The organism is Thauera sp. 63 (assembly GCF_000310165.2).
Taxonomy (GTDB): domain Bacteria; phylum Pseudomonadota; class Gammaproteobacteria; order Burkholderiales; family Rhodocyclaceae; genus Thauera; species Thauera humireducens.
The window spans coordinates 153,863-178,741 of sequence record NZ_AMXC01000008.1; the positions used below are offsets into that span (position 1 = coordinate 153,863).

Genomic DNA, 24,879 nt, shown 5'->3' on the forward strand with positions numbered 1-24,879 from the left:
CGCAGCGATCGAAAGAAGGACTCGCCGGGGGGCGACTTCATGTGTGTGAGACATGAGCACCGCCGAGCTCGGTCAGACCTCGCTGGACAGCGTCTTGCGGTCGATCTTGCCGTTGGGGTTGCGCGGCAGCGGCCCGTCGCGCACCTCGATGCGCGTCGGCACCATGTAGGCGGGCATGCGCTGGCGACATTCGGCCAGCAGTGCCGCGGTGTCGAGCGACCCACCCTGCGGCGGCGTGGCGATGACGGTGATGCTCTGGCCCAGGGTGTCGTGCGCGATGCCGAAGGCCGCGCATTCACCGACGAGCTTGGTCGCGTACAGGATCTCCTCGACCTCGGTCGGACTGACGCGGTAGCCGGAGGTCTTGATCATCTCGTCGCGGCGGCCGATGAAGTAGAGGAAGCCCTCTTCGTCGCGCCGCACGGTGTCGCCGGAAAACACGGCGATCTCGGGCAATACAAGGCCGTTCTGCCGGCCCGGCGCGTGGCTGGGCAGGGGCTTGAAGCGCTCGGCGGTCTTCTCGGGGTCGTTCCAGTAACCCATTGCGACCAGCGCGCCGCGTTGCACGAGCTCGCCCGGTTCGTTGGGGGCGCATTCGCTGCCGTCCTCGCGCAGCACGACCACGTCGGAATTGGGGATGGCCTTGCCGATCGAGTCGGGCCGGCGGTCGGCTTCCTCCGGCGGCAGGTAGGTGGCGCGGAAGGCCTCGGTGAGACCGTACATCAGGAAGGGCCGGGTCTTCGGCAGCATGCCGCGCAGCGTGGTCAGGGTCTCGAGCGGCATGCGTCCGCCGGTGTTGGCGATGTAGCGCAGGTGCTCGGTGATGGTTTCCGGCCACTGCAGCTGCGAGAGCTGGATCCACAGCGGCGGAACGGCGGTCAGGCCGGTGACCTTCTCCTTCTCGATGGCTTTCAGCACGTCGCGCGGCAGCAGGTAGTTGAGCAGCACGACGCGGGCGCCGCTGTGGAAGGCGGTCGTCAGCTGTGAGAAACCGGCGTCGAAGGAGAGCGGCAGTGCCGCCAGCAGGGTGTCGTCGGCGTTGTTGCCAAGGTACTCGGCAACGCTCTTGGCGCCGGTGACCATGTTGCGGTGGGAGAGCACGACGCCCTTGGGCCTGCCGGTGCTGCCCGAGGTGTAGAGGATGGCGGCCATGTCGGCGTCGATGACGCGGTGGCCGGGAGCGGCCGGCGCCGCCATCAGGTCGTTGAGCCGATGCACGGATGCGCCGGGCAGGGCAGGGAGCTCTGCCGGATTGCCGGTCAGCACGACGTGGCGCAGGTCATGGCAGCTGCCCAGGGTCTGGGCGAGTGCGGCGAAGCGCTCGGGCGAGGTCAGCAGCACCCGGACGTTGCAGTCCTGCAGGATGTAGCCGACCTGTTCGGGCTTGAGGATCGGGTTCACCGGCACGAACACGCCGCCTGCGGCCGTGGCGCCGAACATGCCCACGACCGTCTCGATGCGCTTGTCCAGGTAGATGCCGACCCGCTCGCTGCGCTCCAGGCCCAGCTGGCGCAGTCCGGCGGCAAAGGCCTGCACCTCGGTGGCCAGTGCGCCATAGCTGCGCTGTTCGGCGCCGAAGCTCAGGGCGGCCGCTTCGGGCGTCTGCTGAGCGGAGGAAAGAATAAGCTGATGCAGCAAGTGAGTGGCGTTCATATCGAACCAGGGTCGGCAACAGTCGGTGAATGATGCAATGCCACAAGGTTAGTCGCAGAGCGTTGAGGCGACAACCGCCTGGCGTCGGAAAAAGGACCAGGAGGCGCGTCGCCGTGCTTTGCTCCACGGAGGCGCGCGCCTGCTCCGTCGAGGGCTGCGGCCTTCACGCGGACGGGGGCGAATCAGCCCGGGCGAAACGGAAACGCCAGCGGCACCAGCAGCAGCACGCCGATCGAATAGGTCAGGCTGATTGGCAGCCCCGCGCGCAGGAAGTCGCGCATGCGGTAGCGGCCCGCCGAATACACCATCAGGTGCGTCTGGTAGCCGAAGGGGATCAGGAAGCCTGCGCTGGCACCGTAGGCGACGACCATCACGAACGGGGTCGGGTCCACGCCGAAGGCGCGTGCGGTGCCCAGCGCGATCGGGAAGGCCAGCGCCGCAGCGGCGTTGTTGGTGACGAGTTCGGTGAGTGCAAGGGTGATCAGGTAAACGCCGACCAGTGCGCCGTATACGCCGTAGCCGTCGAAGAGCTGTCGCATCCAGCCGGCCATGAGTTCCGCGGCGCCGGAGCGCTCGATGACGCCGGCGATCGTCAGCGCGGAGGCGATCACGATCATCAGTTCGAAGGGGAAGCGACGCCGCATTTCGCCAAGCGTCAGCAGGCCGCTCGCGAGCAGGGCCGCCAGCAGGATCAGCAGCCCGCTGAACAGCGGCAGCCATTCCAGTGCCGACAGCAGGATGACCGCGGCGAAGCCCGACAGCGCCAGCGTGCTTTGCCGCGCCGTCATGCGCGGGCGCAGGCCTGCACCATTGAGCACGTGGAAGTTGCGGTCGAGGTTGCGGTGCTGGAAGAAGTCCGGTCCCGCGGCGAGCAGCAGACTGTCGCCGACGCGCAGCGGGATGCGGCCGAGCTGGCCGGTGAGGCGCTTGTCGCCGCGGCGGATGCCGACGACGCCGGCATCGAACATGGTGCGGAAGTCGACATCGCGTAGTGTGCGGTTGGCCAGCTCCGACTGGTTGGAGATGACGACCTCGACCAGGTTCGACTTGAGCAGGGCGTCTGCGCCTGCGCCGAATACCTGAAGGCCCGGAAACCGTTGCAGGGCCTGAACCTTGGTGAGCTCTCCGGTAAAGACGAGCACATCGCCCGCGAGCAGGACCTCGGCGGGGCCGACGGGCGAGATCAGGTGGCCGTCACGTTCGATCTCGACGAGGAACAGGCCCTCCAGGTTGCGCAGGCGGTTCTGCTCGATGCTGCGGCCGACCAATGGCGAGTCGGGCGCGAGGCGGGCCTCGAGGAAATAGGCTGAACGCGATTCCTCCTCGGTGGCCGCATTCGTGGGTAGCAGCCGCGTACCGAGTGCCATGACCACGATGCACATGATCGCCACCGGCAGGCCGACCACGGTGAACTGGAACATGTGCAGTGCGGGCAGTCCGGCCTCGATCGCGAAGGAATTCACCACGAGGTTGGTCGAGGTGCCCACCAGGGTCGTGATCCCGCCCAGGATCGAGGCGTATGACAGGGGTATCAGCAGTTTCGAAGGTGGATGGCGCCGCTGCTTCGAGATCGGCCCCAGCAGGGCCCCGACGACCGCGGTGTTGTTCATGAAGGCCGAGATCAGGGTGGCGAAACCGCCGAGTTTCAGTATTGCGCGCCCTTCACTGCCCCTGAGCAGCGAGGAGGACAGCCGGTCGAGCAGCGGTGAGCGCTCCAGCGCCAGCGACACCAGCAGCAGCAGGATCAGCGTGGCCAGCGCCGGGTTGGTGAAGCTGGACAGGAAAGCCTGCTGGCTCGACAGCCCCAGCAGGTGGTAGCCACCCGCCCAGGTGGCGAACAGGATGGCGGGGCTGATGCGCCCGTGCACGAGCAGGGCGAGCAGGACGGCGATGGAGCCGAGGATGAGGTAGGCCGTCATCTGCGGACTGTGCGTGTCATGCGGCGCCGCAGGCGACGAAGTGAGGGTTGTCGAAACCCGGCTTGCCGTAGCGCAGCGGTTCGCCGGACAGGGTCTCGACGCGGCCGCCCGCAGCGGCGAGCACGGCGTGGCCGGCGGCGATGTCCCATTCCATGGTGCGACCGAGGCGGGGGTAGAGGTCGGCCTCCGCACAGGCGATCAGGCAGAGCTTGAGCGAGGAGCCGGCATTCTTGAGCGCGGCGACCTTGCGCCCGCCGAGGAACGCCGCCAGCGCCGCGGCGTCGCCATGCGAGCGGCTGGCCACGACCGTGGGGCCATCGGCCGGCACCCCGCGGCAGGCGATCGGGCGGCGCTCGCCACCTTCTTCCACGAACGCGCCCGCACCGACGCGGCCGGCAAACAGTCGGCCGAGCGCCGGCGCGAGGACGGCGCCCAGCACCGGCGTGCCGTGCTCGATGAGGGCGATGTTGACCGTGAACTCGCCGTTGCGGCTGATGAACTCCTTGGTGCCGTCGAGCGGGTCGACCAGCCAGAAACGTTCGCCCACCTCGGGGAGGGCGCCGGCGGCGACGGCCTCCTCGGCCACGATGGGGGTGCCCGGCAGCAGCGCTTCGAGCGCGGGCAGGATCAGCGCTTCGGCACGTTCGTCGGCCTCGGTCACGGGCGAGGCGTCGTCCTTGCCGCGCACCGCGAAGTCCGTGCGGTATACCGCCATGACGACATCGCCGGCAGCGCGGATGACGGGCAGGAGATCCTCGAGCAAGTCGGCGTGGTGCTGGATGGTCACGGTGCTGGTCCGCAGGGGGCAAGGCGCTGCATTTTAGCGACTGCCTGTGCAGTCGGGGGCGGGCGATCCTGGTCCGGGGGGACTTTTGCTGCCGATCCAGCACATCCCATCCAAGTTTTCTGCCGGTGCGCGCTCAGGATGCGCGATCATTCGTGCTTCACGTTTTTCCGCTGGCAGATCTGCCTTCCGATTCCATGCAAGCCCTTCAGTCGATCAACCTGACCCACCTGCAACGGCTCGAAGCCGAAAGCATCCACATCCTGCGCGAGGTCGTCGCCGAGGCCGACAGGCCGGTGATGCTGTACTCCATCGGCAAGGACAGCGCGGTCATGCTGCACCTGGCGATGAAGGCCTTCTACCCGGCGGTGCCGCCCTTCCCGCTGCTGCATGTCGACACGCGCTGGAAGTTCCAGGAGATGTACCGCTTCCGCGACCGCATGGTGCAGGAGACCGGCATGGACCTGCTGGTGCACATCAACCCCGAAGGCGTGGAGAAGGACATCAACCCCTTCACCCACGGCTCGGCGATCCACACCGACATCATGAAGACCGAGGGCCTCAAGCAGGCGCTCGACCAGTACGGCTTCGACGTCGCCTTCGGCGGGGCGCGCCGCGACGAGGAGAAGTCGCGCGCCAAGGAGCGCGTGTTCTCCTTCCGCACCGCGCAGCACCGCTGGGACCCGAAGAACCAGCGCCCCGAGCTGTGGAAGCTCTACAACGCCAGAAAGCACAAGGGCGAGTCGATCCGCGTGTTTCCGCTGTCGAACTGGACCGAGCTCGACATCTGGCAATACATCTACCTCGAGAACATCCCCATCGTGCCGCTGTACTACGCGGCCGAACGTCCGGTGGTGGAGCGCGACGGCACGCTGATCATGGTCGACGACCACCGCATGCCCCTGAAACCCGGCGAGGTGCCGATGATGAAGAAGGTGCGCTTTCGCACCCTGGGCTGCTACCCGCTGACCGGTGCGGTGGAGTCTGAGGCCGACACGCTGCCGGCGATCATCCAGGAGATGCTCCTCACCCGCACCTCCGAACGCCAGGGTCGGGTGATCGACCACGATTCCGCCGCTTCCATGGAAAAGAAAAAGCAAGAGGGGTATTTCTGATGCGCCCCCACACTCACATTCGTTCGTTGCCCCCCGAGGGGGCGAAGGCCTCCTTTGGGGCGGCCCTGCAGGAGGCCTGACATGGCACACGTTTCCGACCTGATCGCCACCGACATCGAGCAATACCTGAAGGCGCACGAGCACAAGAGCCTGCTGCGCTTCATCACCTGCGGCAGCGTGGATGACGGCAAGAGCACGCTGATCGGGCGCCTGCTGTATGAATCGAAGATGCTGTTCGAGGACCAGCTCGCCGCGGTCGAGGCCGACTCGAAGAAGTTCGGCACCCAGGGCGATGCGATCGACTTCGCGCTGCTGGTCGATGGCCTGGCCGCCGAGCGCGAGCAGGGCATCACCATCGACGTGGCCTACCGCTTCTTCTCCACCGACAAGCGCAAGTTCATCGTCGCCGACACACCGGGCCACGAGCAGTACACCCGCAACATGGTCACCGGCGCGTCGACGGCGGATGTGGCCATCCTGATGGTCGATGCGCGCAAGGGCATCCTGACCCAGACCCGGCGCCACAGCTATCTGGTGTCGCTGCTGGGCATCCGCCACATCGTGGTGGCGATCAACAAGATGGACCTCGTCGATTACGCGGAGAAGGTCTTTCGCGACATCGTCGAGGACTACTCCGCCTTCGCGGCGCAGATCGGGCTCGACAACGTCACCTTCATCCCGCTGTCGGCCTTCAGGGGCGACAGCATCACCACCCCGAGCAGCGCCATGCCCTGGTACCACGGCACGACGCTGATGGGCTACCTGGAGACGGTGGAGGTGGACGACGCGCGCATGCAGCGCGCCCCCTTCCGCCTGCCGGTGCAGTGGGTGAACCGCCCGAACCTGGACTTCCGCGGCTTCGCCGGCCAGGTGGCGAGCGGCGTGATCCGCCCGGGCGACCGCATCCGGGTGCAGCCCTCGGGGCGCGAGAGCACGGTGGCGCGCATCGTCACCCACGGCGGGGACCTTGCGCAGGCGGTGGCCGGGCAGTCGATCACGCTCACGCTGGCCGACGAGATCGACATCTCGCGCGGCGACCTGATCTCGACCGTGGAGGCGCCGGCCGAGGTGGCTGACCAGTTCGAGACCACGATCGTGTGGATGCACGACGAGCCGATGCTCGCGGGCCGGCCCTACCTGCTCAAGATCGGTGCCAAGACGGTCACGGCCACGATCACCGACATCAAGTACCAGGTGAACGTGAACACGCTCGAGCATGTGGCGGCCAAGACGCTGGAGCTCAACGCCATCGGCGTGTGCAATCTGTCGCTCGACCGGCCGATCGCCTTCGATGCCTACCAGGCCAACCGCGACACCGGCGGCTTCATCCTGATCGACCGCCTGTCGAACAACACGGTTGGCGCGGGCCTGCTGCACTTCGCGCTGCGCCGCGCACACAACATCCACCTGCAGCACGTCGATGTCGACAAGGCGGCGCGCTCGGCCCAGAAGCACCAGAAGAGCTGCGTGCTCTGGTTCACCGGGCTGTCGGGCGCGGGCAAGTCCTCGATCGCCAACCTGGTCGAGAAGAAGCTGCACGCGCTGGGCCACCACACCTACCTGCTCGACGGCGACAACGTGCGTCACGGCCTGAACAAGGACCTGGGCTTCACCGACGCCGACCGGGTGGAGAACATCCGCCGCGTGGCCGAAGTGGCCAAATTGATGGTGGACGCCGGCCTGATCGTGCTGACCGCCTTCATCTCGCCGTTCAAGTCGGAGCGGCGCATGGCGCGGGCGCTGGTGGAGGAGGGTGAGTTCGTCGAGATCCACGTCGATACGCCGCTCGAAGTGGCGGAGTCGCGTGACCCGAAGGGCTTGTACAGGAAAGCGCGGCGGGGCGAGCTGAAGAACTTCACCGGCATCGATTCGCCCTACGAGGCGCCGGAGTCGCCCGAGATCCGGCTCGATACCGCGAACCGCACGGTGGAGGAAGTGGCCGACGAGGTGCTGAGCGACCTGCTCCAGCGTGGCATCCTTGGGTCGAAAGTGTAGATCGTGCAGGCGCTGAAGCTCTTCCTTCCCTCACCCAATTTCGACCTGCGCCCCGAAGGCGAGGTCGTCCGCCTGATCGTGGTGCACGCCATCAGCCTGCCGCCGGACCAGTTCGGCGGTCCGGGCGTGGCGCAGCTGTTCACCAACGCCCTCGATCCTGGCGAGCACCCCTATTACGCGGACATCCATCACCTGCGCGTGTCCGCGCACTACTTCATCCGTCGCGACGGTACGCTGATCCGCTTCGTGGATCCGGACCTGCGGGCGTGGCATGCCGGGGTGTCGTCATGGCAGGGGCGGGAGCGCTGCAACGACTTCTCGATCGGGATCGAACTCGAGGGCTGCGACACCCTGCCGTTCGAGGCTGCCCAGTATGAGCAACTTGCCCGGCTGGTCGCCGAGCTCGAGCGGCGCTATCCGATCGAGGCCGTGGTGGGGCACTCGGACATCGCGCCGGGGCGCAAGACCGACCCGGGGCCGTGCTTCGACTGGGGGCGGTTCGGCGCGCTGCTAGCCCGGGCGCGCACGGCTTGAAGTCGGCATATCTGCATGTCAAGTTTTGACAAAATGTTTGGGCGAGAATAAGATCCGCTCCCTGCTGCTTTGCAGCATTCTTATTCCTTGACCGATCTCGGTGCGGCGCCTTCCTCAAGGGGAGACGCAGTTTCATGGACGCACGCACCGCGGGGCCCGTCGTCTGGTTGCGGCGACAGGCTTGAACACCTACTGGCGACCGAGCGTGACTGCACGCAGGCGTGGCTTACCGGCCGCGCGGCTCATCGCTTCTGCCGACCACGCGGAAGTCCGGATGCTCCAACCACGGTGCTCCGATCGCAGTCCCTCCGGCCACAGCATGGAGGACACCATGAAACACGCAACTCGAATCAGTGCGCTCGCGCGTCAGGCGGGCGGGGTCGTGTTCAGCATCGCGCACGGCGCCGTTCTTTCCATTGGACTCATGGGCATGGCTTACGTCGCCACCGAAGGTGGTGCGCCCTCAACTGTAAGCTACGCGAATACCCGCGGTGACCTGCAGGTCGGCCCGACGGTTGGCGAGGCGGCAATGGCGCTGGCCGATGCCGATCGCGCGCTACCGGCGCTGAAGGCGCCACGCCAGTCCGTGCCGGGGCTCAGCGTGCCTGCGCCGCGTCTTCGCCACGCGGCGGCGCTCGAGGCGCTGGCGCTGCCCGACTTCGACCTGGCTGCCGAGGACGACGACGGCCTGTCGCCGGAGATGGCACGGGTGCGCGACTGGATCTCGGATACCTATCGTGTGTCCGACGAGGTGCTCGAAACCGCGCTGATGGCGGCCGAGGAGTCGGCGCAGGAGCACGGCTTCGACCCCTTGCTGATCGTGGCGATCATGGCGGTGGAGTCCAGCTTCAATCCGCGCGCCGTCAGCAACATGGGGGCACAGGGCTTGATGCAGGTGATCCCGCGCTTCCATCAGGACAAGATCGGCACCAAGCGCGGCAAGTACGCGCTGTTCGACCCCGAACTCAATGTCCGCGTCGGTACCCAGGTGCTGCAGGAGGGCCTGCAACGCTATGGCTCCATGCAGCGCGCACTGCAGTACTACAACGGCGCGTTGAAGGATCCGAATGCGCGTTACACGCGCAAGGTCATGGCGGTGAAGAAGCGACTGGTCGCAGCCTCGGGCCGCGAAGCCCTGGTCCGGAACGAGACGCCCGCGTCCGCCGGCTGAGGCCGTGCCGGCGAGCGTCGCCGGCTCCTCCCCTGGGCTCGACCCTTACAGCTTGAGTCGGGCGATGCGTTCGGCCGCTTCGAGCAGGCGCTCGCGGCGCGTGGTGTAGGCGATGCGCAGGTGCTGGCGCGGCAGGTGATGGCCGAAATCCAGCCCCGGCGTGGCCGCGACGCCGGCTTCCTCGATCAGGCGACGCGCGAGCGCTTCCGAATCCGCTGCCAGCTTCGACACGTCGGCGTAGATGTAGAAGGCGCCCTGCGGCTCGGTTGCGACCGTGAAGCCCAGGCTGCGCAGCGCAGGCAGCAGCGTGTCGCGCCGCGCTGCGAACTCGCGGCGGCGCGCTTCGAGGATCTCCAGCGTCTCGGGCCGGAAGGCCGCCAGCGCAGCATGCTGGGCCGGGGTCGACGGCGAGATGAAGAAGTGCTGCGCGAGCTTCTCGATGTCCCGCACGATACCGCTCGGCGCCACCAGCCACCCCAGGCGCCAGCCGGTCATGCCGAAGTACTTCGAGAAGCTGTTGACGATGAACAGGTCGTCGGCGGCGTTCAGCGCCGGGTGGGCGAGGGCGGTGGAGGACTCGACGCCGTAGGTTAGTCCCTGGTAGATCTCGTCGACCAGCAGCACGCCGCGGCGCGCGTGGGTGACGCCGTGCAGCGCGGCGATCTCGGCAGTGCTCAGCAGGGTGCCGGTCGGGTTGGACGGCGTCGCCACCATCAGACCTCGCACGCGCTCGCTCCATGCGGCGTCCACCTGCGCCGGCGTGGGCTGGTAGCGGCTCGCGGCGTCTACCGGCAGCGCGCGGGCGTAGCCTTCGAAGCTGCGCACCAGATGGCGGTTGGACGGATAGCCCGGATCGGGCAGCAGCCATTCGTCGCCCGGGTCGGTGGTGGCGGCCAGGGCCAGCATCAGCGCGCCCGACGCGCCGGAGGTGACGATGATGCGCTCGGGGCTGACGTCGGCGCCGAAGCGGTCATGATAGAAACGCGCGATGGCCTCGCGCAGCGCAGGCAGGCCGAGGCCGGGCGTGTAATGCACGTCTCCGCCGGCGATGAAGCGGGTTGCGGCCTCGACGATGGGCTGCGGCGTCGGAAAGTCCGGCTCGCCGACTTCCATGTGGATGATGTCGCGTCCCTGCGCCTCGAGCTCGCGCGCGCGGCGCAGCAGCTCCATGACGTGAAAGGGCTGGATCTCATCGAGGCGGGTCGAGCGGTGAAGCATGGCATGTGTCCTGTACAGCAAAGGCAGGCATTGTCGCCCGAAAAAGAAAAAGCGCCGACCGGCGGCGCTTTTTCGGTGCGGAGCGCGTCAGCGCCCGGGCAGGCTCAGTCGGCGTTGAGCGCCAGTTCGAACAGTTCGCGCTTGAGCACGAGCTGGCGCGGCAGGCGGTCCTGCAGCTTGTCGAACCATTCCTTGTGCAGGGCGAGTTCGGTGCGCCAGGCGTCGGCGTCCACCTGGGTGAGGGCTTCGAACTCCTCACGGGTGACGTCGGCGCCGGTCCAGTCGAGGTCCTCGAAACGCGGCATCCAGCCGAGCGCGGTTTCCTTGGCGGCGATCTTGCCCTTGCAGCGGTCGACGATCCACTTCAGCACGCGCATGTTCTCGCCAAAGCCCGGCCACATGAAGTTGCCGTTTTCGTCCATGCGGAACCAGTTCACGCAGAAGATCTTGGGCGTGTTCTCGACCACGTGGCCCATCTTCAGCCAGTGGTTGAAGTAGTCGCCCATGTGATAGCCGCAGAAGGGCAGCATGGCGAACGGGTCGCGGCGCACCACGCCCTGCGCGCCAAAGGCGGCAGCGGTGGTTTCGGAGCCGAGGGTCGAGGCCATGTAGACGCCGAAGTTCCAGTTGAAGGCCTGGTACACCAGCGGCACGGTGGTGGCGCGGCGGCCGCCGAAGATGAAGGCCGAGATCGGCACGCCGGCGGGATCTTCCCAGTTCGGGTCGATCGACGGGCACTGGCTGGCCGGTGCGGTGAAGCGCGAGTTCGGGTGCGCAGCCTTGCGGCCGGTCTCGCGGCCGATCTCGGGCGTCCAGTCCTTGCCTTGCCAGTCGATCAGGTGGGCGGGCGCCTCCTTGGTCATGCCTTCCCACCACACGTCACCGTCGTCGGTCAGCGCGACGTTGGTGAAGATGATGTTTTCCTTCAGCGTCGCCATGGCGTTGAAGTTGGTCTTCTCGGAGGTGCCCGGAGCGACACCGAAGAAACCGGCTTCGGGGTTGATGGCGTAGAACTTGCCGTCCTTGCCCGGCTTGATCCAGGCGATGTCGTCGCCGACGGTCGTGATCTTCCAGCCGTCGAACGACTTGGGCGGGATCAGCATGGCGAAGTTGGTCTTGCCGCAGGCCGACGGGAAGGCGGCAGCGACGTAGGTCTTCTCGCCCTCGGGGGATTCGACGCCGAGGATCAGCATGTGCTCGGCCAGCCAGCCTTCGTCGCGTGCCATCGTCGACGCGATGCGCAGCGCGAAGCACTTCTTGCCCAGCAGCGCGTTGCCGCCGTAGCCCGAGCCGTAGGACCAGATCTCGCGGGTTTCGGGGAAGTGGACGATGTACTTGGTCGTGGGGTTGCACGGCCAGCGGCTGTCCTTCTCGCCGTGCGCGAGCGGTGCGCCCACGGTGTGCACGCACGGCACGAACTCGCCGTCGGTACCGAGCACCTCGATGGCGCCCTTGCCCATGCGGGTCATGGTGCGCATGTTGGTGGCGACGTAGGGGCTGTCGGAGATCTCGATGCCGATATGGGCGATCGGGCTGCCGAGCGGGCCCATCGAGAACGGAATCACGTACATCGTGCGACCGTGCATCGAACCCTTGAACAGGCCGTTCAGGGTGTCGCGCATGACCTTGGGGTCTTCCCAGTTGTTGGTCGGGCCGGCGTCGGCCTTGTCCTGCGAGCAGATGAACGTGCGGTCCTCGACGCGGGCGACGTCCGAGGGGTCGGAGCAGGCGAGGTAGGAGTTCTTGCGCTTTTCCGGATTGAGCTTGATCAGCATGCCGGACTCGACCATCTCTGCGCACAGGCGGTCGTATTCTTCCTGCGATCCGTCGCACCAGACGACACGGTCGGGCTCGGTCAGGGCGGCGATCTCGCCGACCCACTGCTTCAGGCCTTCGTGGCGAACGTATTCGGGGGCAGCGGCAATGGCCGCCTGGGCGTGGTTCTGAGACATGTGTACAGCTCTCCCGTGCTGTGATGCGAAACCATTCCCGTCGGTCGGCCATCGTTGAAGCAGGTGCTGCCTGGCCGGCGGGCTGCTCGGGCGTCTGCTGGGACGCCCCGACCTCCGCTTGCGACAGACCTTGCGTCAGATCGCAATCGGTGAAAGCCCGTAATTATGCCACGACCAAACCCCTCATATGAACGGGGACGTAACTATCGGTGAGCGGCGCGCGGACTATCATTGAGGCGGGCGCCGACACGTCGACTGCGATACGCAGGTTTCACATTGCAAGTTTTCTTTTCGCGATATGAAAAAAAGGCGTTTCGGAGTATCCTGCCCGGGTCGCGCGAGGGCCGTCCGGCTTGCCGAGTTGTCGGGTCCGTCGGCCGTGCGCGGCGCGCACTCCACACCGAAGACGAGACAGGAAGAAGACCATGGATGAACTGATCCGTAGCGCCGCCCTCGATTACCACCGCTACCCGCGCCCCGGGAAGATCTCGGTGACGCCGACCAAGGTGCTGTCCAACCAGCGCGACCTGTCGCTGGCCTATTCGCCGGGCGTCGCGGCGGCGTGCGATGCGATCGTCGAGGACCCCGCGCAGGCGGCCGAGCTCACCGCACGCTCGAACCTGATCGGTGTCGTCACCAACGGTACCGCGGTGCTCGGCCTGGGCAACATCGGCCCGCTGGCGGCCAAGCCCGTCATGGAAGGCAAGGGCGTGCTGTTCAAGAAGTTCGCCGGCATCGACGTGTTCGATCTCGAGATCGACGAGCCTGACGCCGACAAGCTGATCGACATGATCGCCGCGCTCGAGCCCACCTTCGGCGGCATCAACCTCGAGGACATCAAGGCGCCCGAATGCTTCTACATCGAGCAGAAGCTGCGCGAGCGCATGAAGATTCCGGTCTTCCACGACGACCAGCACGGCACGGCCATCGTAGTCGGCGCGGCCATCCTCAACGGCCTGCACCTGCAGGGCAAGGACCTGACGAAGGTGAAGCTGGTGACCTCCGGCGCCGGCGCCGCGGCGCTGGCCTGCCTGGGCCTGCTGGTGAAGCTGGGCGTGCCGGTCGAGAACATCTGGGTCACCGACATCGAGGGCGTGGTCTACGAGGGCCGCACTGCGCTGATGGACCCGATCAAGGCGCGCTACGCCAAGAAGACCGATGCGCGCACGCTGGGCGAGATCATCGAGGGCGCGGACGTCTTCCTCGGCTTGTCGGCCGGCGGTGTGCTGAAGCCGGAGATGGTCGCGAAGATGGCGCCCAATCCGATGATCCTGGCACTGGCCAACCCCACGCCCGAGATCCTGCCCGAGCAGGTGAAGGCGGTGCGCGACGATGCGCTGATCGCGACGGGCCGTTCGGACTACCCGAACCAGGTCAACAACGTGCTGTGCTTCCCCTTCATCTTCCGTGGTGCGCTGGACGTGGGCGCCACGACCATCACCGACGAGATGCAGCTCGCCGCGGTGAAGGCGATCGCCGAACTGGCGCGCGTCGAGCAGAGCGACATCGTCGCCGCCGCCTACGGTGAGAAGGTGGGCGGCTTCGGGCCCGAGTACATCATTCCGCGCCCCTTCGACCCGCGCCTGATCGTGAAGATCGCGCCGGCGGTGGCGGAGGCCGCGGTGGTCTCGGGCGTGGCGACGCGCCCGATCACCGACTGGGATGCCTACCGCGCCCAGCTCAACAACTTCGTGTGGCACTCGGGCCTGATCATGAAGCCGGTGTTCGCTGCCGCGCACAAGAACCCGAAGCGCATCATCTTCTCCGAAGGCGAATCCGAGAAGGTGCTGCGCGCGGTGCAGACGGTGGTCGACGAAGGCCTGGCGCGCCCGATCCTGATCGGCCGGCCGGACATCGTGAAGGGCAACATCGAGCGCTTCGGCCTGCGCATGCTGGCCGACCGCGACTACGAGCTGGTCAACCCCGATTCCGATCCGCGCTTCAACCAGCTGTGGCAGCACTACCACGCGTTGATGGAGCGTCGCGGCGTGTCGGTGGAGTACGCGAAGAAGGAAGTGCGCCGCCGCACCACGCTGATCGGCACGCTGCTGCTGAAGTTCGGCTACGGCGACGGCCTGATCTGCGGCACCTACGGCATGCACCGCCTGCACCGCGAGTTCGTCGAGACGGTGCTCGGCCGGCGCGAGGGCGTGGATCACCTGTACACGGTAAACCTGCTGAGCCTGCCGGGTCGCACGCTGTTCCTGGCCGATACCTACGTCAACTACGATCCCACGCCGGAGCAGGTCGTCGAGATGACGCTGCTGGCCGCCGAGGAGATGAAGCGCTTCGGTGTCGAGCCGCGGGTGGCGCTGCTGTCGCACTCGTCCTTCGGTTCGGCCGATTCGCCCACCGCCGAGAAGATGCGCACCGCGCTGCGCATGCTCCACGCGCAGCATCCCGACCTGCCGGTCGAGGGCGAAATGCACGGCGATTCGGCGCTCGACGCCAAGCACCGCCTGCAGATCTTCCCCAACGCCAAGATGCGTGAGGACGCCAACCTGCTGATCTTCCCGACGCTGGATGCGGCCAACATCGCCTTCAACCTGCTGAAGAACGCGGCGGGCGAAGGCATGACGGTCGGCCCGATCCTGCTCGGTGCCTCCAAGCCGGTGCACATCCTCACGCCCTCGGCCACCGTGCGCCGCATCATCAACATGACTGCGCTGACGGTGGTCGAGGCAGGGCAGCACGGCTGAGCCCTTGCCCGCCTCGCTTCATCTCGTTCATGCTTCCCGGGTGAGCGCGGACGGGTACGGTGGACGATGAAGGATGGGGGCGGGCAGGCTGCGCTGGTGCTTACGGGGGGCGGCGCGCGTGCCGCCTACCAGGTGGGGGTGTTGGCCGCCATTCGCGAGCTGCGCGGGCGCCGTGGCGGCAACCCCTTCCCGATCCTGTGCGGCACCTCTGCGGGGGGCATCAATGCCGCCGCGCTGGCGGTGTATTCGAGCAGCTTCAATCATGCAGTCGACCAGATCGAGTACATCTGGCGCCATTTTCACGTCGACCAGGTTTACCGCGCCGACCCGGTCGCGCTGCTTGGCAGCATGGGGCGCTGGGGGCTCGCGATCGGAACCGGCTGGGCCATCCGGCAGACGCCGCGTTCGCTGCTCGACAACGCCCCGCTGCGCGAACTCCTGGCGCGCGTGCTCGACTTCTCGGCGATCGGCCGCTCCATCCGCCGCGGCCATCTGCGCGCGCTCAGCGTCACTGCCTCGGGCTACGCGTCGGGCGAGAGCCTGGCCTTCTTCGAGGCCGCGGACGACATCCAGCCCTGGCGACGCACGCACCGCATGGGCGTCCGCACCCGCATCAACGTCGACCACCTGATGGCGACCAGTGCGCTGCCCTTCGTGTTTCCGGCGGTGCATATCCACCGCGAATACTTCGGCGATGGCTCGATGCGCCAGCTGGCGCCCGTCAGTCCGGCGATCCATCTCGGTGCCGACCGCATCATGGTGATTGGTGCGGGGCGGCTGGCGGAGGAGGGGCGCCAGCGCGCCGAATCCTATCCTTCGCCGGCGCAGATCGCGGGCCACGCGTTGTCGAGCATCTTCCTCGACACGCTTGCGGTCGATCTCGAGCGACTGCATCGCATCAACCAGACGGCCGGGGCGATGAGCCCCGAGCAGCGCCTGGCTTCGGGCGCGACGCTCAAGCCCATCGAGACGCTGGTGATGCTGCCTTCGCAGCGGCTCGATGCCATTGCGGGGCGTCATCGCGAGGCGCTGCCGCTGCTCTTGCGAACGCTGCTGCGCAGTTTTGGCGCGATGCGGCGCGAGGGCTCGACGCTGCTGTCCTACCTGTTGTTCGAGCCCGCCTTCACGCAGGCGCTCATCGAGCTCGGCTACGAGGACGCGATGGCGCGCCGCGGCGAGGTGGTGGATTTCCTCCGCCTCTAGGCGAAAACGCCCCTACGTGTGCGGGATTTTTTGTATCAGTCGGTGCTCCAGGGTGGGCATTCATGTGACAATTTCTCAGCATTCCGCGAATCAGCTTCAAAAAGTCTTGCTATCTGCTTATTTTTGTTACAGATTCAAGCTAGGTACATCTCACGTAGCACTAGCCCGCCATGAAACCACGCTCCCTGCTTGCCGCCGCCGTACTCGGCCTTTTCATGTTGCAGCCGGTTTCCAACCTCGCCGAGGCGTCCACCGCCAAGGTGACGAAGGCAAGTGCGAAGCCTGCGCCAAAGAAGGCCGTGGCCAAGAGCAGCGCAAAGAAGAAGCTTGCTGCCAAGTCTGCGCCACGCAAGGCGGTCTCGAAGACCCGCGCCAAGCCGGCGGCCAAGAACGTGCAGCGCGTAGCCGTGCGCATGGCGCCCGCCGCCGCTGCGACGACTGCGCTGATGGCGCCGTCGGCCGAGGCCGACGACCTGCCGCTCGCGCTTGACGCCAACGGCTTGCCGGAACTGGGTTCCAGCGCCTTCTACGTGGTCAACCCGGCCAGCGGCGAAGTGCTGCTGGAGCGCAACGCCACGTCCGTGGTGCCGATTGCCTCGATCACCAAGCTGATGACGGCGATGGTCGTGCTCGATGCCGGTCAGAGCCTGTCCGAGCCGCTGACCATTTCCAATGGCGACATCGACACGCTGAAAGGCACCGGTTCGCGTCTGGCCATCGGTACCACGCTGACGCGCGAAGAGATGCTGCATCTGGCGCTGATGTCGTCCGAGAACCGCGCCGCGTCGGCGCTGGCACGCCATTACCCGGGCGGCGAACAGGCATTCATCGAGGCGATGAACGTCAAGGCCCGACTGCTGGGCTTGTGGAACACCCGCTTCCATGACAGCACCGGTCTCAATCCGGCCAATGTGTCGAGCCCGCGCGACCTGGCGAAGATGGTGTCAGCCTCGGCGTCCTATCCGCTGATCCGCGAGTTCTCGACTGCGCAGGAGCGCTACGTCGATGTCCGGGGCCGCATGACCCGCTTCGGCAATACCAACGGACTGGTCAAGAGCCCGGAATGGTCGATCAGCGTGTCCAAGACCGGCTATATCTCCGAGGCGGGGCGTTGCCTGGTGATGCAGACCTGGCTGCACCAGCAGCCGGTGGTGATGGTGCTGATGGATTCTACCGGGCGCTACACGCGCACGGCCGACGCCAAGCGGGTACGCAAGTGGCTGGAGCAGGCCGCCGCCCATCGCGTTGCGGCTGCGCCGATCCGGCGCGAGGGCTGAGCGGCCTCAGGCGCTGCGTGCGGGCGTGTGGCCGAGCAGGCGCGAAATCTCGTCGGCGGTTTCACGCACCAGTGGTGCCCAGTCCGGGTTGAAGCGCTCGGACGGCGTCGACAGCGACAGGCCCGCAACGAGTTCGCCGCCGTCGTTGCGGATGCCTGCGGCGATGCAGCGCACGCCGGCTTCCACTTCATCCAGGTCGAAGGCCACGCCATGACGGCGCACGCGGTCGAGTTCCTTCTCCAGCGCGGGCAGGGTGGTGATCGAAGCGGGCGTGGACGGCGGCAGGCCGGTGCGGCGCGCGTAGTCGCGAATGCGCTCGAGCCCGTCCTCGACCAGGAACAGCTTGCCGGTGGCGGTGGTGTGCAGCGGCGCACGCGCGCCGACGATATGCACGACCCGTACCGAGGAGCGGCCGCTCGAGGTGCGATCCACATAGACGATCTCGTCCCCGGCGCGGATGCCCAGGTTCACGCTCTCGCCAGTCGCGCCATGCAGCTTGAGCATCAGCGGCATGGCTGTGTCGCGCAGCGAGATGCGCGACTTCACCAGGCTCCCCAACTCCAGCAGGCGGATGCCGAGGCGGTAGATGCCGGCTTCGGACCGGTCCACGAAGCCGCTCTGCGTCATCGCACCGAGGATGCGGTGCGCCGTCGACGGGTGCAGCCCGGTTTCCAGCGCAAGCTGCTTGAGCGGCACGGGGTCGGGGTGTTGGGCAAGCACGTCCAGCAGCTTCATCATGCGATCGATGACCTGGATGGGGTTCTTGCCCTCGGTGGCGGGCGCGGGGTCGATCTTCTTGGCGGACACGGTAACGCTCGATATGAGCATGGATTGCGGAACTCAAATGTTACTCGTCTGGTCCGATTTCGCCTAGTGAAATGGAGTGCCGTTCCGTGAAGGCGAGCCAGGGGCTTATACTTTGGCCGCAACACACTGCGCCCGGATCCGGTCCGGGCGTTTTTACTTGACAGTAGCCTGCGATACGGTTGCCCCAGCGCGAGGGGTGTGCAGGCTGGCCCGGAGTCGCCGATGAGTCTTCTGCTGATCGTGCTGTTGCCTTTCCTCGGCGCCCTCTTTCCGGCGCTGATGATCCGTGCCGGGCGCACGGCATGCGCGACGACGACCTTCACGTTTTCCCTGCTTGCCTTTGCGCTGCTGCTGTCGCACGCGCCAGCCGTGTTCGACGGCGAGGTGGTGCGCGTCAGCTGGGACTGGCTGCCCGGCCTCGGTCTCAATGCCAGCTTCTTCCTCGACGGCCTGGGCTTCTTCTTCGCCGGGCTGATCCTGGGCATCGGCCTGCTGATCATCACCTACGCCCGCTTCTACCTGTCGAAAGACGACCCGATGGGCAGTTTCTACACCTACCTGCTGCTCTTCCAGGGCGCGATGGTGGGCATCGTGCTGTCGGATAACATCCTGTTGCTGCTGGTTTTCTGGGAATTGACCAGCCTGTCGTCCTTCCTGCTGATCGGCTACTGGAAGCACCTGCCCGAAGGCCGCCAGGGTGCCCGCATGGCGCTGACGGTCACCGGTGCCGGCGGCCTGGCGATGATCGCCGGCATGCTGCTGCTGGGCGAGATCGCCGGCTCCTACAACCTGTCGGACATCCTGCTGGCGCGCGAGGCGATCCAGGCGTCGCCGCTGTACCTGCCCGCCCTGCTGCTGATCCTCGCTGGCTGCTTCACCAAGAGCGCGCAGTTCCCCTTCCATTTCTGGCTGCCGCACGCGATGGCGGCGCCCACGCCGGTGTCGGCCTACCTGCACTCGGCGACGATGGTGAAGGCGGGCATCTTCCTGATGGCACGCATGTGGCCGGTGCTGGCCGGGACGACGGAGTGGTTCTACATCGTCGCCACGACCGGCCTGGTGACGATGCTGGTGGGCGCGGTGATCGCCTTGTTCAAGGACGACCTGAAGGGCCTGCTGGCCTTCTCCACCGTGAGCCACCTCGGCCTGGTGACGATGCTGCTCGGCTTCGGCACGCCGCTGGCGGCGGTCGCGGCGGTGTTCCACATCCTCAACCACGCCACCTTCAAGGCCGCGCTGTTCATGAACGCCGGCATCGTCGACCACGAGACCGGCACCCGCCACATCCCGCATCTCGGCGGTCTGCTCCACGTGATGCCGATCACGGCCACGCTGGCGATGGTTGCCGGCGCTTCGATGGCGGGGCTGCCGCCGCTCAACGGCTTCATCTCCAAGGAGATGATGCTGCACGAGGCCGTGGCCGCCGAGTGGCTCGGCTCGGGCTGGCTCATCGCAGCGCTGGCGACGCTGGCGGCCTGTTTCTCGGTGGCGTACTCCTTCCGCTACATCGTGCATGTCTTCTTCGGCCGCACGCGCACCCGCCTGCCCGGCAAGCCGCATGACCCGCCGGCCGGCATGTGGCTGCCGCCCGCGCTGCTGGTGGTGCTGGTGGTGCTGATCGGCCTCTTCCCCGATGTCGTCGCCGGCCCGTTGGTGGCGGTGGTGTCGCGGGCGGTGACGGGCGGCCAGTTGATGGACTACCACCTCGCACTGTGGCACGGCATCACGCCGGCGCTCGGTCTGAGCGTGGTGGCTGTGGCGGTCGGCCTGACGCTGCTGCGCTTCTACCCGCGGGTGCGCGCGGCGTGGGCGGCCGGGCCGCATCCGGAAGCGAAGGCGATGTTCGAGGCCGTCCTCGCGGCGTTCGTGGCGCTCGCGCAGCGTGTCACCCACGGCCTGCATAACGGTTCGCTGCAGCGCTATCTCGCGTTCGCGATCACCGCCGTCACGGCGGCGGGCTTCGCCGCCTTCTTCGGCACCTCGCATGCGCCGGGCACACGCGCGCTGCTGCCGGCCGAGCCGGTGGCGATCGTGGCCTGGCTGCTGCTCGTCGGCGGCTGCGGGCTGACGGTCTTCCTGTTCCGCCGCCGCCTGCTGGCGGTGCTGGTTGCCGGCACCGTGGGCCTGATCGTCTGCGTCGCCTTCATCTACCTGTCCGCGCCCGACCTGGCGCTGACCCAGATCTCGGTCGAGGTGACCACGGTGATCCTGATCCTGCTTGCGCTGTACTTCCTGCCCAAGCAAGGGCCGCACAGCTCCAGCGTCAGGGCCGACCCGATGCGCCACCTGCGTGATGCGGTGCTGGCGATCGTCGCCGGCCTCGGCATGGGAGGGGCGAGCTGGGCGATGCTGACCCGCGACGGCACCTCGCTGTCGCGCTACTACCTCGAGAACTCGGTGTCCGAAGGTGGCGGCACCAACGTGGTCAACGTCATCCTGGTCGACTTCCGCGGTTTCGATACCTTCGGCGAGATCACCGTGCTGGGGATCGCCGCGCTGGCGATCTACGCCTTGCTCGATGGCTCGCTGTTCGGCCGCGTCGGTCGCCGCCTGAGCACCTGGACGCCCGACCTGCCGCAGTCGGTGGACCGCCATCCGATGATCATGGTCGTCGCCACGCGCGTGATGCTGCCGCTGGCGATGCTGGTGGGCGCCTACATCTTCCTGCGCGGCCACAACCAGCCGGGCGGCGGCTTCATCGCCGCGCTGGTGGTGTCGATAGCGCTGATCATGCAGTACATGGCGAGCGGCTTCGGCTGGGCTGCGCAGCGCGTTAGGGTGAACTACCACGCCATGATCGGCGCGGGCGTGCTGGTCGCGGCGGCCACCGGCATCGGCGCCATGGTGATGGAGCAGCCCTTCCTGACCTCGACCTTCGCCCACGTCCACCTGCCGCTGGTCGGCGAGGTCGAGATCGCCAGCGCGATGGCCTTCGACACCGGCGTCTTCCTCACCGTCGTCGGCGCCGTGATGCTGGCGCTGGCCAACCTGTCGCGCATGGGCCGCCGCACGGCCCAGCTGCCGGTCAACCAGAGCGCGATGGACGTCGATCCCAGCGCCGTCTGCGCAAAGGAGCCCAACTGATGGAGTTTCTCGTCGCCAGTGCGATCGGGGTGATGACCGCCGCAGGCATCTACATGGTCCTGCGCGCCCGCACCTTCCCGGTGGTGATCGGCCTGTCGCTGCTGACCTACGCCACCAACCTGTTCCTGTTCGCCACCGGGCGGCTCGCGGTCAACCAGCCGCCGGTGATCGGCGCGACCGCCGGTACCTATGTCGACCCCTTGCCGCAGGCGCTGGTGCTGACCGCCATCGTGATCTCCTTCGGCATGACCGCGGTGGTGGTCGTGATGGCGCTGCGCGCCTATCTGGAGACCGGCAACGACCACGTCGACCTGCCCGGCGATGCCTCGCCCGAGGCGAGCGAGGACGACTGGAAGCTGCGCGGTCGCAAGCAGGCGCCCGCATCGGCCGCCGGCGGCGGAGCGCGGCCATGAACCATGTGCTGATCCTGCCCATCCTGCTGCCGGCCGTGGTCGGCGCGCTGCTGGTGATGGCGGCGCGCTACGACAAGGTGCTGGCGCGGACCTTCTCGCTGGCGTCGGCGGTGCTGCTGCTGGGCGTGGCGCTGGCGCTGTTCGCGATGGCCAGCGACGACAGCGTGCGCACCTACGCGCTGGGCGCATGGCCAGCGCCCTTCGGCATCGTGCTGGTGCTCGACCGCCTCGCCGCGCTGATGCTGGTGCTCAATGCGCTCCTCGGCCTCGGCGTGTTGCTGTACGCCGTGGGCGGCTGGGACCTGCGCGGCAAGCATTTCCACCCCCTGTTCCAGTTCCAGCTGATGGGGCTCAACGGCGCCTTCCTGACCGGCGATTTCTTCAACCTGTTCGTGTTCTTCGAGATCCTGCTGATCGCCTCCTACGGCCTGATGGTGCATGGCGGCGGCGGGCTGCGGGTGAAGGCGGGCGTGCAGTACGTGGTCACCAACCTCGTCGGCTCCTCGGTGTTCCTGATCGCGGTCGGCCTCATCTACAGCGTCACCGGCACGCTCAACATGGCCGATCTGGCGCTGAAGGTGCCTCAGGTGCCGGCGGGCGACCAGGCCTTGCTGCAGACCGGCGCGGTGCTCCTGCTGCTGGTGTTCGCGGTGAAGGCGGCGCTGGTGCCGCTGCATTTCTGGCTGCCCGGAACCTACGCCAATGCGCCCGGGCCGGTCGCCGCGCTGTTCGCGATCATGACCAAGGTGGGGGCGTACTCGATCATCCGCATGTACGTGCTTGCCTTCGGCGCCGAGGCGGGCGACGCAGCCTGGCTGGCCGCGCCCTGGCTGCTGCCGGCGAGCCTGCTGACGCTGGTGCTGGGCATGACCGGCGTGCTCGCCGCGCGCAGCCTGGGGCAGATGGCCAGCTTCGCCGTGATCGGCTCGATGGGCACGCTGCTCGCCACCGTGTCGGTGTTCACCCAGCAGGCCATCGGCGCTGCCCTGTACTACCTCATCCATTCCACCTTTGCCGCGGGCGCGCTGTTCCTGATCGCCGATCTCGTCGCCGAGCGCCGCGGCGTGCAGCGCGACCGCTTCGTCGCGGCGCCGCGGTTCGCCCAGGTCGGGCTGATCTCCGCGATGTTCTTCGTCGCCGCGATCGGCGTCACCGGCATGCCGCCGCTGTCGGGCTTCATCGGCAAGCTGCTGATCCTCGATGGCGTACGTGATTCGGCGCATGCGGCCTGGTTCTGGACGCTGATCCTGTCGACCTCGCTGATCGCGATCGTTGGCTTCTCGCGCGGTGGCAGCCTGGTGTTCTGGAAGAGTCATGCGCTGCCGCCGGCGGCGCCCTCGGCGCATCGGCCTGGGGCAGCGCCCTTCGTCGCCGTCGGGGGGCTGCTGGCCTGCCTGGTGGCGCTGACGGTGTTCGCAGGCCCAGCGCATGCCTGGCTGGAGGCGGCGGCAGCGCAGCTATTCGCGCCCGCCGGGTATATCGAGGCGGTGATGGGCACGCTGCAGGAGGTCCGCTGATGGGTGGCAAGACCGAAGCGCTCGACAAGCGCACCTTCGTGCAGCGCTGGCTGCCGCATCCGATGCTGACGCTGCTCCTGATCGTGCTGTGGATACTGCTGCTGAACGCTTTCAGCGTGGGCGGGCTGCTGATGGGGGCCGTGCTCGGCATCGTGATCCCGCGCGTCACGAGCAATTTCTGGCCGGAGCGGCCGCCGATCCGAGCCTACGGCAAGGCGTTCGTCTACATGGGGCTGGTGCTCTGGGACGTGGTCGTCGCCAACCTGCATGTCACGCGGCTGATCCTCTTCCGCCGCACCGACCAGCTCCACGTACGCTGGGTCACGCTGCCGATCGAGTTGCGCTCGCCCGAGGCGATCACCGTGCTGGCAGGCACCATCACGATGACGCCCGGCACCGTGTCCTGCGACCTCTCGGCCGATGGCCGCAGCCTGCTGGTGCATTGCCTCGACGCACCGGATGCGGAGGAGGCCGTGCGCCAGATGAAGGAACGCTACGAGGCCCGTCTCATGGAGATCTTCCCGTGATCGAATATGCGCTGATGTTCGGATTCTGTGCGGTCTCGCTCGCGCTGCTGCTCAACCTGTGGCGGCTGGTGCGCGGCCCTTCGCTGATGGATCGTGTGCTCGCGGTCGATACGATGGTCATCAATGCCATCGCGCTGATCATCCTGTTCGGCATCCAGCAGCGCACCACCATCTTCTTCGAGGGTGCGCTGCTGTTCGCGATGTTCGGCTTCATTTCCACCGTCGCCTACTGCCGCTTCATCCTGCGCGGCGACGTCATCGAATGAGCGGGGGCAGCATGGATTTCGTCTTCGAAATGATCGTGTCCGTCCTCATCGTGCTGGGCGGCTTCTTCTCGGTGGTGGGTTCGATCGGCCTGGTCAAGCTGCCCGACCTGCTGACCCGGCTGCATGCGCCGACCAAGGCGACCACGCTGGGCGTTGGCGGCGCGCTGGCCGCGTCGATGCTGTTCTTCGCCGTGTTCGAGGGCTCCCTGACGATCCACGAGCTGCTGATCACCGGTTTCCTGTTCCTCACCGCGCCGATCAGTGCCCATTTCATTGCCAAGGCGCACCTGCATGAGCACGCGGCCGATCTGCGCGAGCAGTTGCCGCCCACGGGGCGGCCCCGGGGCTGGAGTACCTTCGACGGCCTGCCGGCGACCGAGGAGGAGGGCGAGGGCGACGACCACAAGGCGGCGCATCACTGAGAACGGCGCTGACGCGCCGGGCGGTGGGAGTGGGTGAGAATGGGCGATAATGCGCGCCTGATCTCACCGGACATTGCCTTGAACACCGTTCGCAGAAAGCCTCCCACTCCTGCGCCGCAGCGCGTCAGCGGCACACTCCGACTCAGGTCGCGCAAGGCCGACGACGAGGCCGTGGCGCCTGACGCAGGCGAACAGGCGCCCGAAGCGGCTGCCCGACCCGTTGCCAAGGCGGACCAGAAGCCAGCGACCAAACCGGCGACACGGCCCGCGCGGCCGGCGCAGTCCGCCGATGCGGGCAGGCCCGCGCGCCCGGCGTCCGGCGC

19 protein-coding genes and 1 pseudogene are annotated in these 24,879 nt (G+C 67.2%); 14 read left to right on the top strand and 6 right to left on the bottom strand.

Annotated features, from left to right (window positions below):
- Positions 1-72: 72 nt before the first annotated feature.
- The 3 genes from C664_RS09640 to cysQ all read right to left on the bottom strand — a co-directional run bounded on the left by C664_RS09640 (position 73) and on the right by cysQ (position 4,359).
- On the bottom strand, positions 73-1,653 hold the full coding sequence (locus C664_RS09640; RefSeq protein ID WP_004258538.1) for an acyl-CoA ligase (AMP-forming), exosortase A system-associated: 1,581 nt from the start codon (positions 1,651-1,653) through the stop codon (positions 73-75).
- A gap of 182 nt (positions 1,654-1,835) precedes the next feature.
- On the bottom strand, positions 1,836-3,572 hold the full coding sequence (locus tag C664_RS09645; RefSeq protein ID WP_004258543.1) for an SLC13 family permease: 1,737 nt from the start codon (positions 3,570-3,572) through the stop codon (positions 1,836-1,838).
- Positions 3,573-3,588: 16 nt separating this feature from the next.
- Positions 3,589-4,359, bottom strand: coding sequence for a 3'(2'),5'-bisphosphate nucleotidase CysQ (gene cysQ, locus C664_RS09650; RefSeq protein ID WP_004258547.1), 771 nt, complete (start codon positions 4,357-4,359; stop codon positions 3,589-3,591).
- A 194-nt stretch (positions 4,360-4,553) separates the two neighbouring features.
- On the opposite strand from cysQ, the gene cysD reads away from it, so the two are divergent.
- From cysD to C664_RS09670, 4 genes are all read left to right on the top strand, one after another.
- Positions 4,554-5,471, top strand: coding sequence for a sulfate adenylyltransferase subunit CysD (gene cysD, locus C664_RS09655; RefSeq protein WP_198291510.1), 918 nt, complete (start codon positions 4,554-4,556; stop codon positions 5,469-5,471).
- Between the two features lie 81 nt (positions 5,472-5,552).
- The gene (gene cysN, locus C664_RS09660) at positions 5,553-7,466 is read left to right on the top strand and encodes a sulfate adenylyltransferase subunit CysN (RefSeq protein ID WP_004258555.1); all 1,914 of its coding nucleotides are present in this window, start codon (positions 5,553-5,555) and stop codon (positions 7,464-7,466) included.
- Positions 7,467-7,469: 3 nt separating this feature from the next.
- Positions 7,470-8,000 carry a 1,6-anhydro-N-acetylmuramyl-L-alanine amidase AmpD gene (ampD, locus tag C664_RS09665; RefSeq protein ID WP_004258558.1) on the top strand — a complete coding sequence of 177 codons (531 nt, stop codon included), beginning with the start codon at positions 7,470-7,472 and terminating at the stop codon, positions 7,998-8,000.
- A 331-nt stretch (positions 8,001-8,331) separates the two neighbouring features.
- Entirely contained in the window at positions 8,332-9,171 is an 840-nt protein-coding gene (locus tag C664_RS09670) for a transglycosylase SLT domain-containing protein (protein ID WP_038011391.1), read from the top strand.
- Between the two features lie 45 nt (positions 9,172-9,216).
- Here the strand turns inward: C664_RS09670 and C664_RS09675 are convergent, their stop codons facing one another.
- Together C664_RS09675 and C664_RS09680 are read right to left on the bottom strand one after the other, a co-directional pair.
- A complete protein-coding gene (locus C664_RS09675) occupies positions 9,217-10,389 on the bottom strand; it encodes a pyridoxal phosphate-dependent aminotransferase (RefSeq protein WP_004258563.1) in 1,173 nt (390 codons plus the stop codon).
- A gap of 104 nt (positions 10,390-10,493) precedes the next feature.
- A complete protein-coding gene (locus tag C664_RS09680; protein ID WP_004258565.1) occupies positions 10,494-12,341 on the bottom strand; it encodes a phosphoenolpyruvate carboxykinase (GTP) in 1,848 nt (615 codons plus the stop codon).
- A 425-nt stretch (positions 12,342-12,766) separates the two neighbouring features.
- On the opposite strand from C664_RS09680, the gene C664_RS09685 reads away from it, so the two are divergent.
- From C664_RS09685 to pbpG, 3 genes are all read left to right on the top strand, one after another.
- A complete protein-coding gene (locus C664_RS09685) occupies positions 12,767-15,040 on the top strand; it encodes an NADP-dependent malic enzyme (RefSeq protein WP_004258567.1) in 2,274 nt (757 codons plus the stop codon).
- Between the two features lie 66 nt (positions 15,041-15,106).
- Complete coding sequence (locus C664_RS09690; protein WP_004258570.1) at positions 15,107-16,243, top strand: patatin-like phospholipase family protein; 1,137 nt, start codon at positions 15,107-15,109, stop codon at positions 16,241-16,243.
- A gap of 170 nt (positions 16,244-16,413) precedes the next feature.
- On the top strand, positions 16,414-17,520 hold the full coding sequence (gene pbpG, locus C664_RS09695; RefSeq protein WP_004258573.1) for a D-alanyl-D-alanine endopeptidase: 1,107 nt from the start codon (positions 16,414-16,416) through the stop codon (positions 17,518-17,520).
- Positions 17,521-17,526: 6 nt separating this feature from the next.
- Here the strand turns inward: pbpG and C664_RS09700 are convergent, their stop codons facing one another.
- Positions 17,527-18,348 carry an IclR family transcriptional regulator gene (locus C664_RS09700; protein WP_004258575.1) on the bottom strand — a complete coding sequence of 274 codons (822 nt, stop codon included), beginning with the start codon at positions 18,346-18,348 and terminating at the stop codon, positions 17,527-17,529.
- A gap of 201 nt (positions 18,349-18,549) precedes the next feature.
- On the opposite strand from C664_RS09700, the gene C664_RS09705 reads away from it, so the two are divergent.
- From C664_RS09705 to C664_RS20955, 7 genes and pseudogenes are all read left to right on the top strand, one after another.
- A complete protein-coding gene (locus C664_RS09705) occupies positions 18,550-21,411 on the top strand; it encodes a monovalent cation/H+ antiporter subunit A (protein ID WP_004258579.1) in 2,862 nt (953 codons plus the stop codon).
- Positions 21,411-21,824 (top strand): Na+/H+ antiporter subunit C, encoded by a 414-nt coding sequence (locus C664_RS09710; RefSeq protein WP_004258581.1) that lies wholly within the window; start codon positions 21,411-21,413, stop codon positions 21,822-21,824. Before C664_RS09705 ends, C664_RS09710 begins: the two co-directional genes overlap by 1 nt.
- Positions 21,821-23,341, top strand: a complete 1,521-nt coding sequence (locus tag C664_RS09715; RefSeq protein ID WP_004258586.1) for a monovalent cation/H+ antiporter subunit D — start codon at positions 21,821-21,823, stop codon at positions 23,339-23,341. The genes C664_RS09710 and C664_RS09715 overlap by 4 nt, the downstream gene beginning before the upstream one ends.
- Positions 23,341-23,868, top strand: a complete 528-nt coding sequence (locus C664_RS09720) for a Na+/H+ antiporter subunit E (protein WP_004258588.1) — start codon at positions 23,341-23,343, stop codon at positions 23,866-23,868. Before C664_RS09715 ends, C664_RS09720 begins: the two co-directional genes overlap by 1 nt.
- The gene (locus C664_RS09725; protein ID WP_004258591.1) at positions 23,865-24,134 is read left to right on the top strand and encodes a K+/H+ antiporter subunit F; all 270 of its coding nucleotides are present in this window, start codon (positions 23,865-23,867) and stop codon (positions 24,132-24,134) included. Before C664_RS09720 ends, C664_RS09725 begins: the two co-directional genes overlap by 4 nt.
- Before the next feature lie 11 nt (positions 24,135-24,145).
- Entirely contained in the window at positions 24,146-24,556 is a 411-nt protein-coding gene (locus C664_RS09730; RefSeq protein ID WP_004258593.1) for a Na+/H+ antiporter subunit G, read from the top strand.
- A 78-nt stretch (positions 24,557-24,634) separates the two neighbouring features.
- A pseudogene (locus tag C664_RS20955) lies at positions 24,635-24,879 on the top strand (hypothetical protein); the annotation flags it as partial.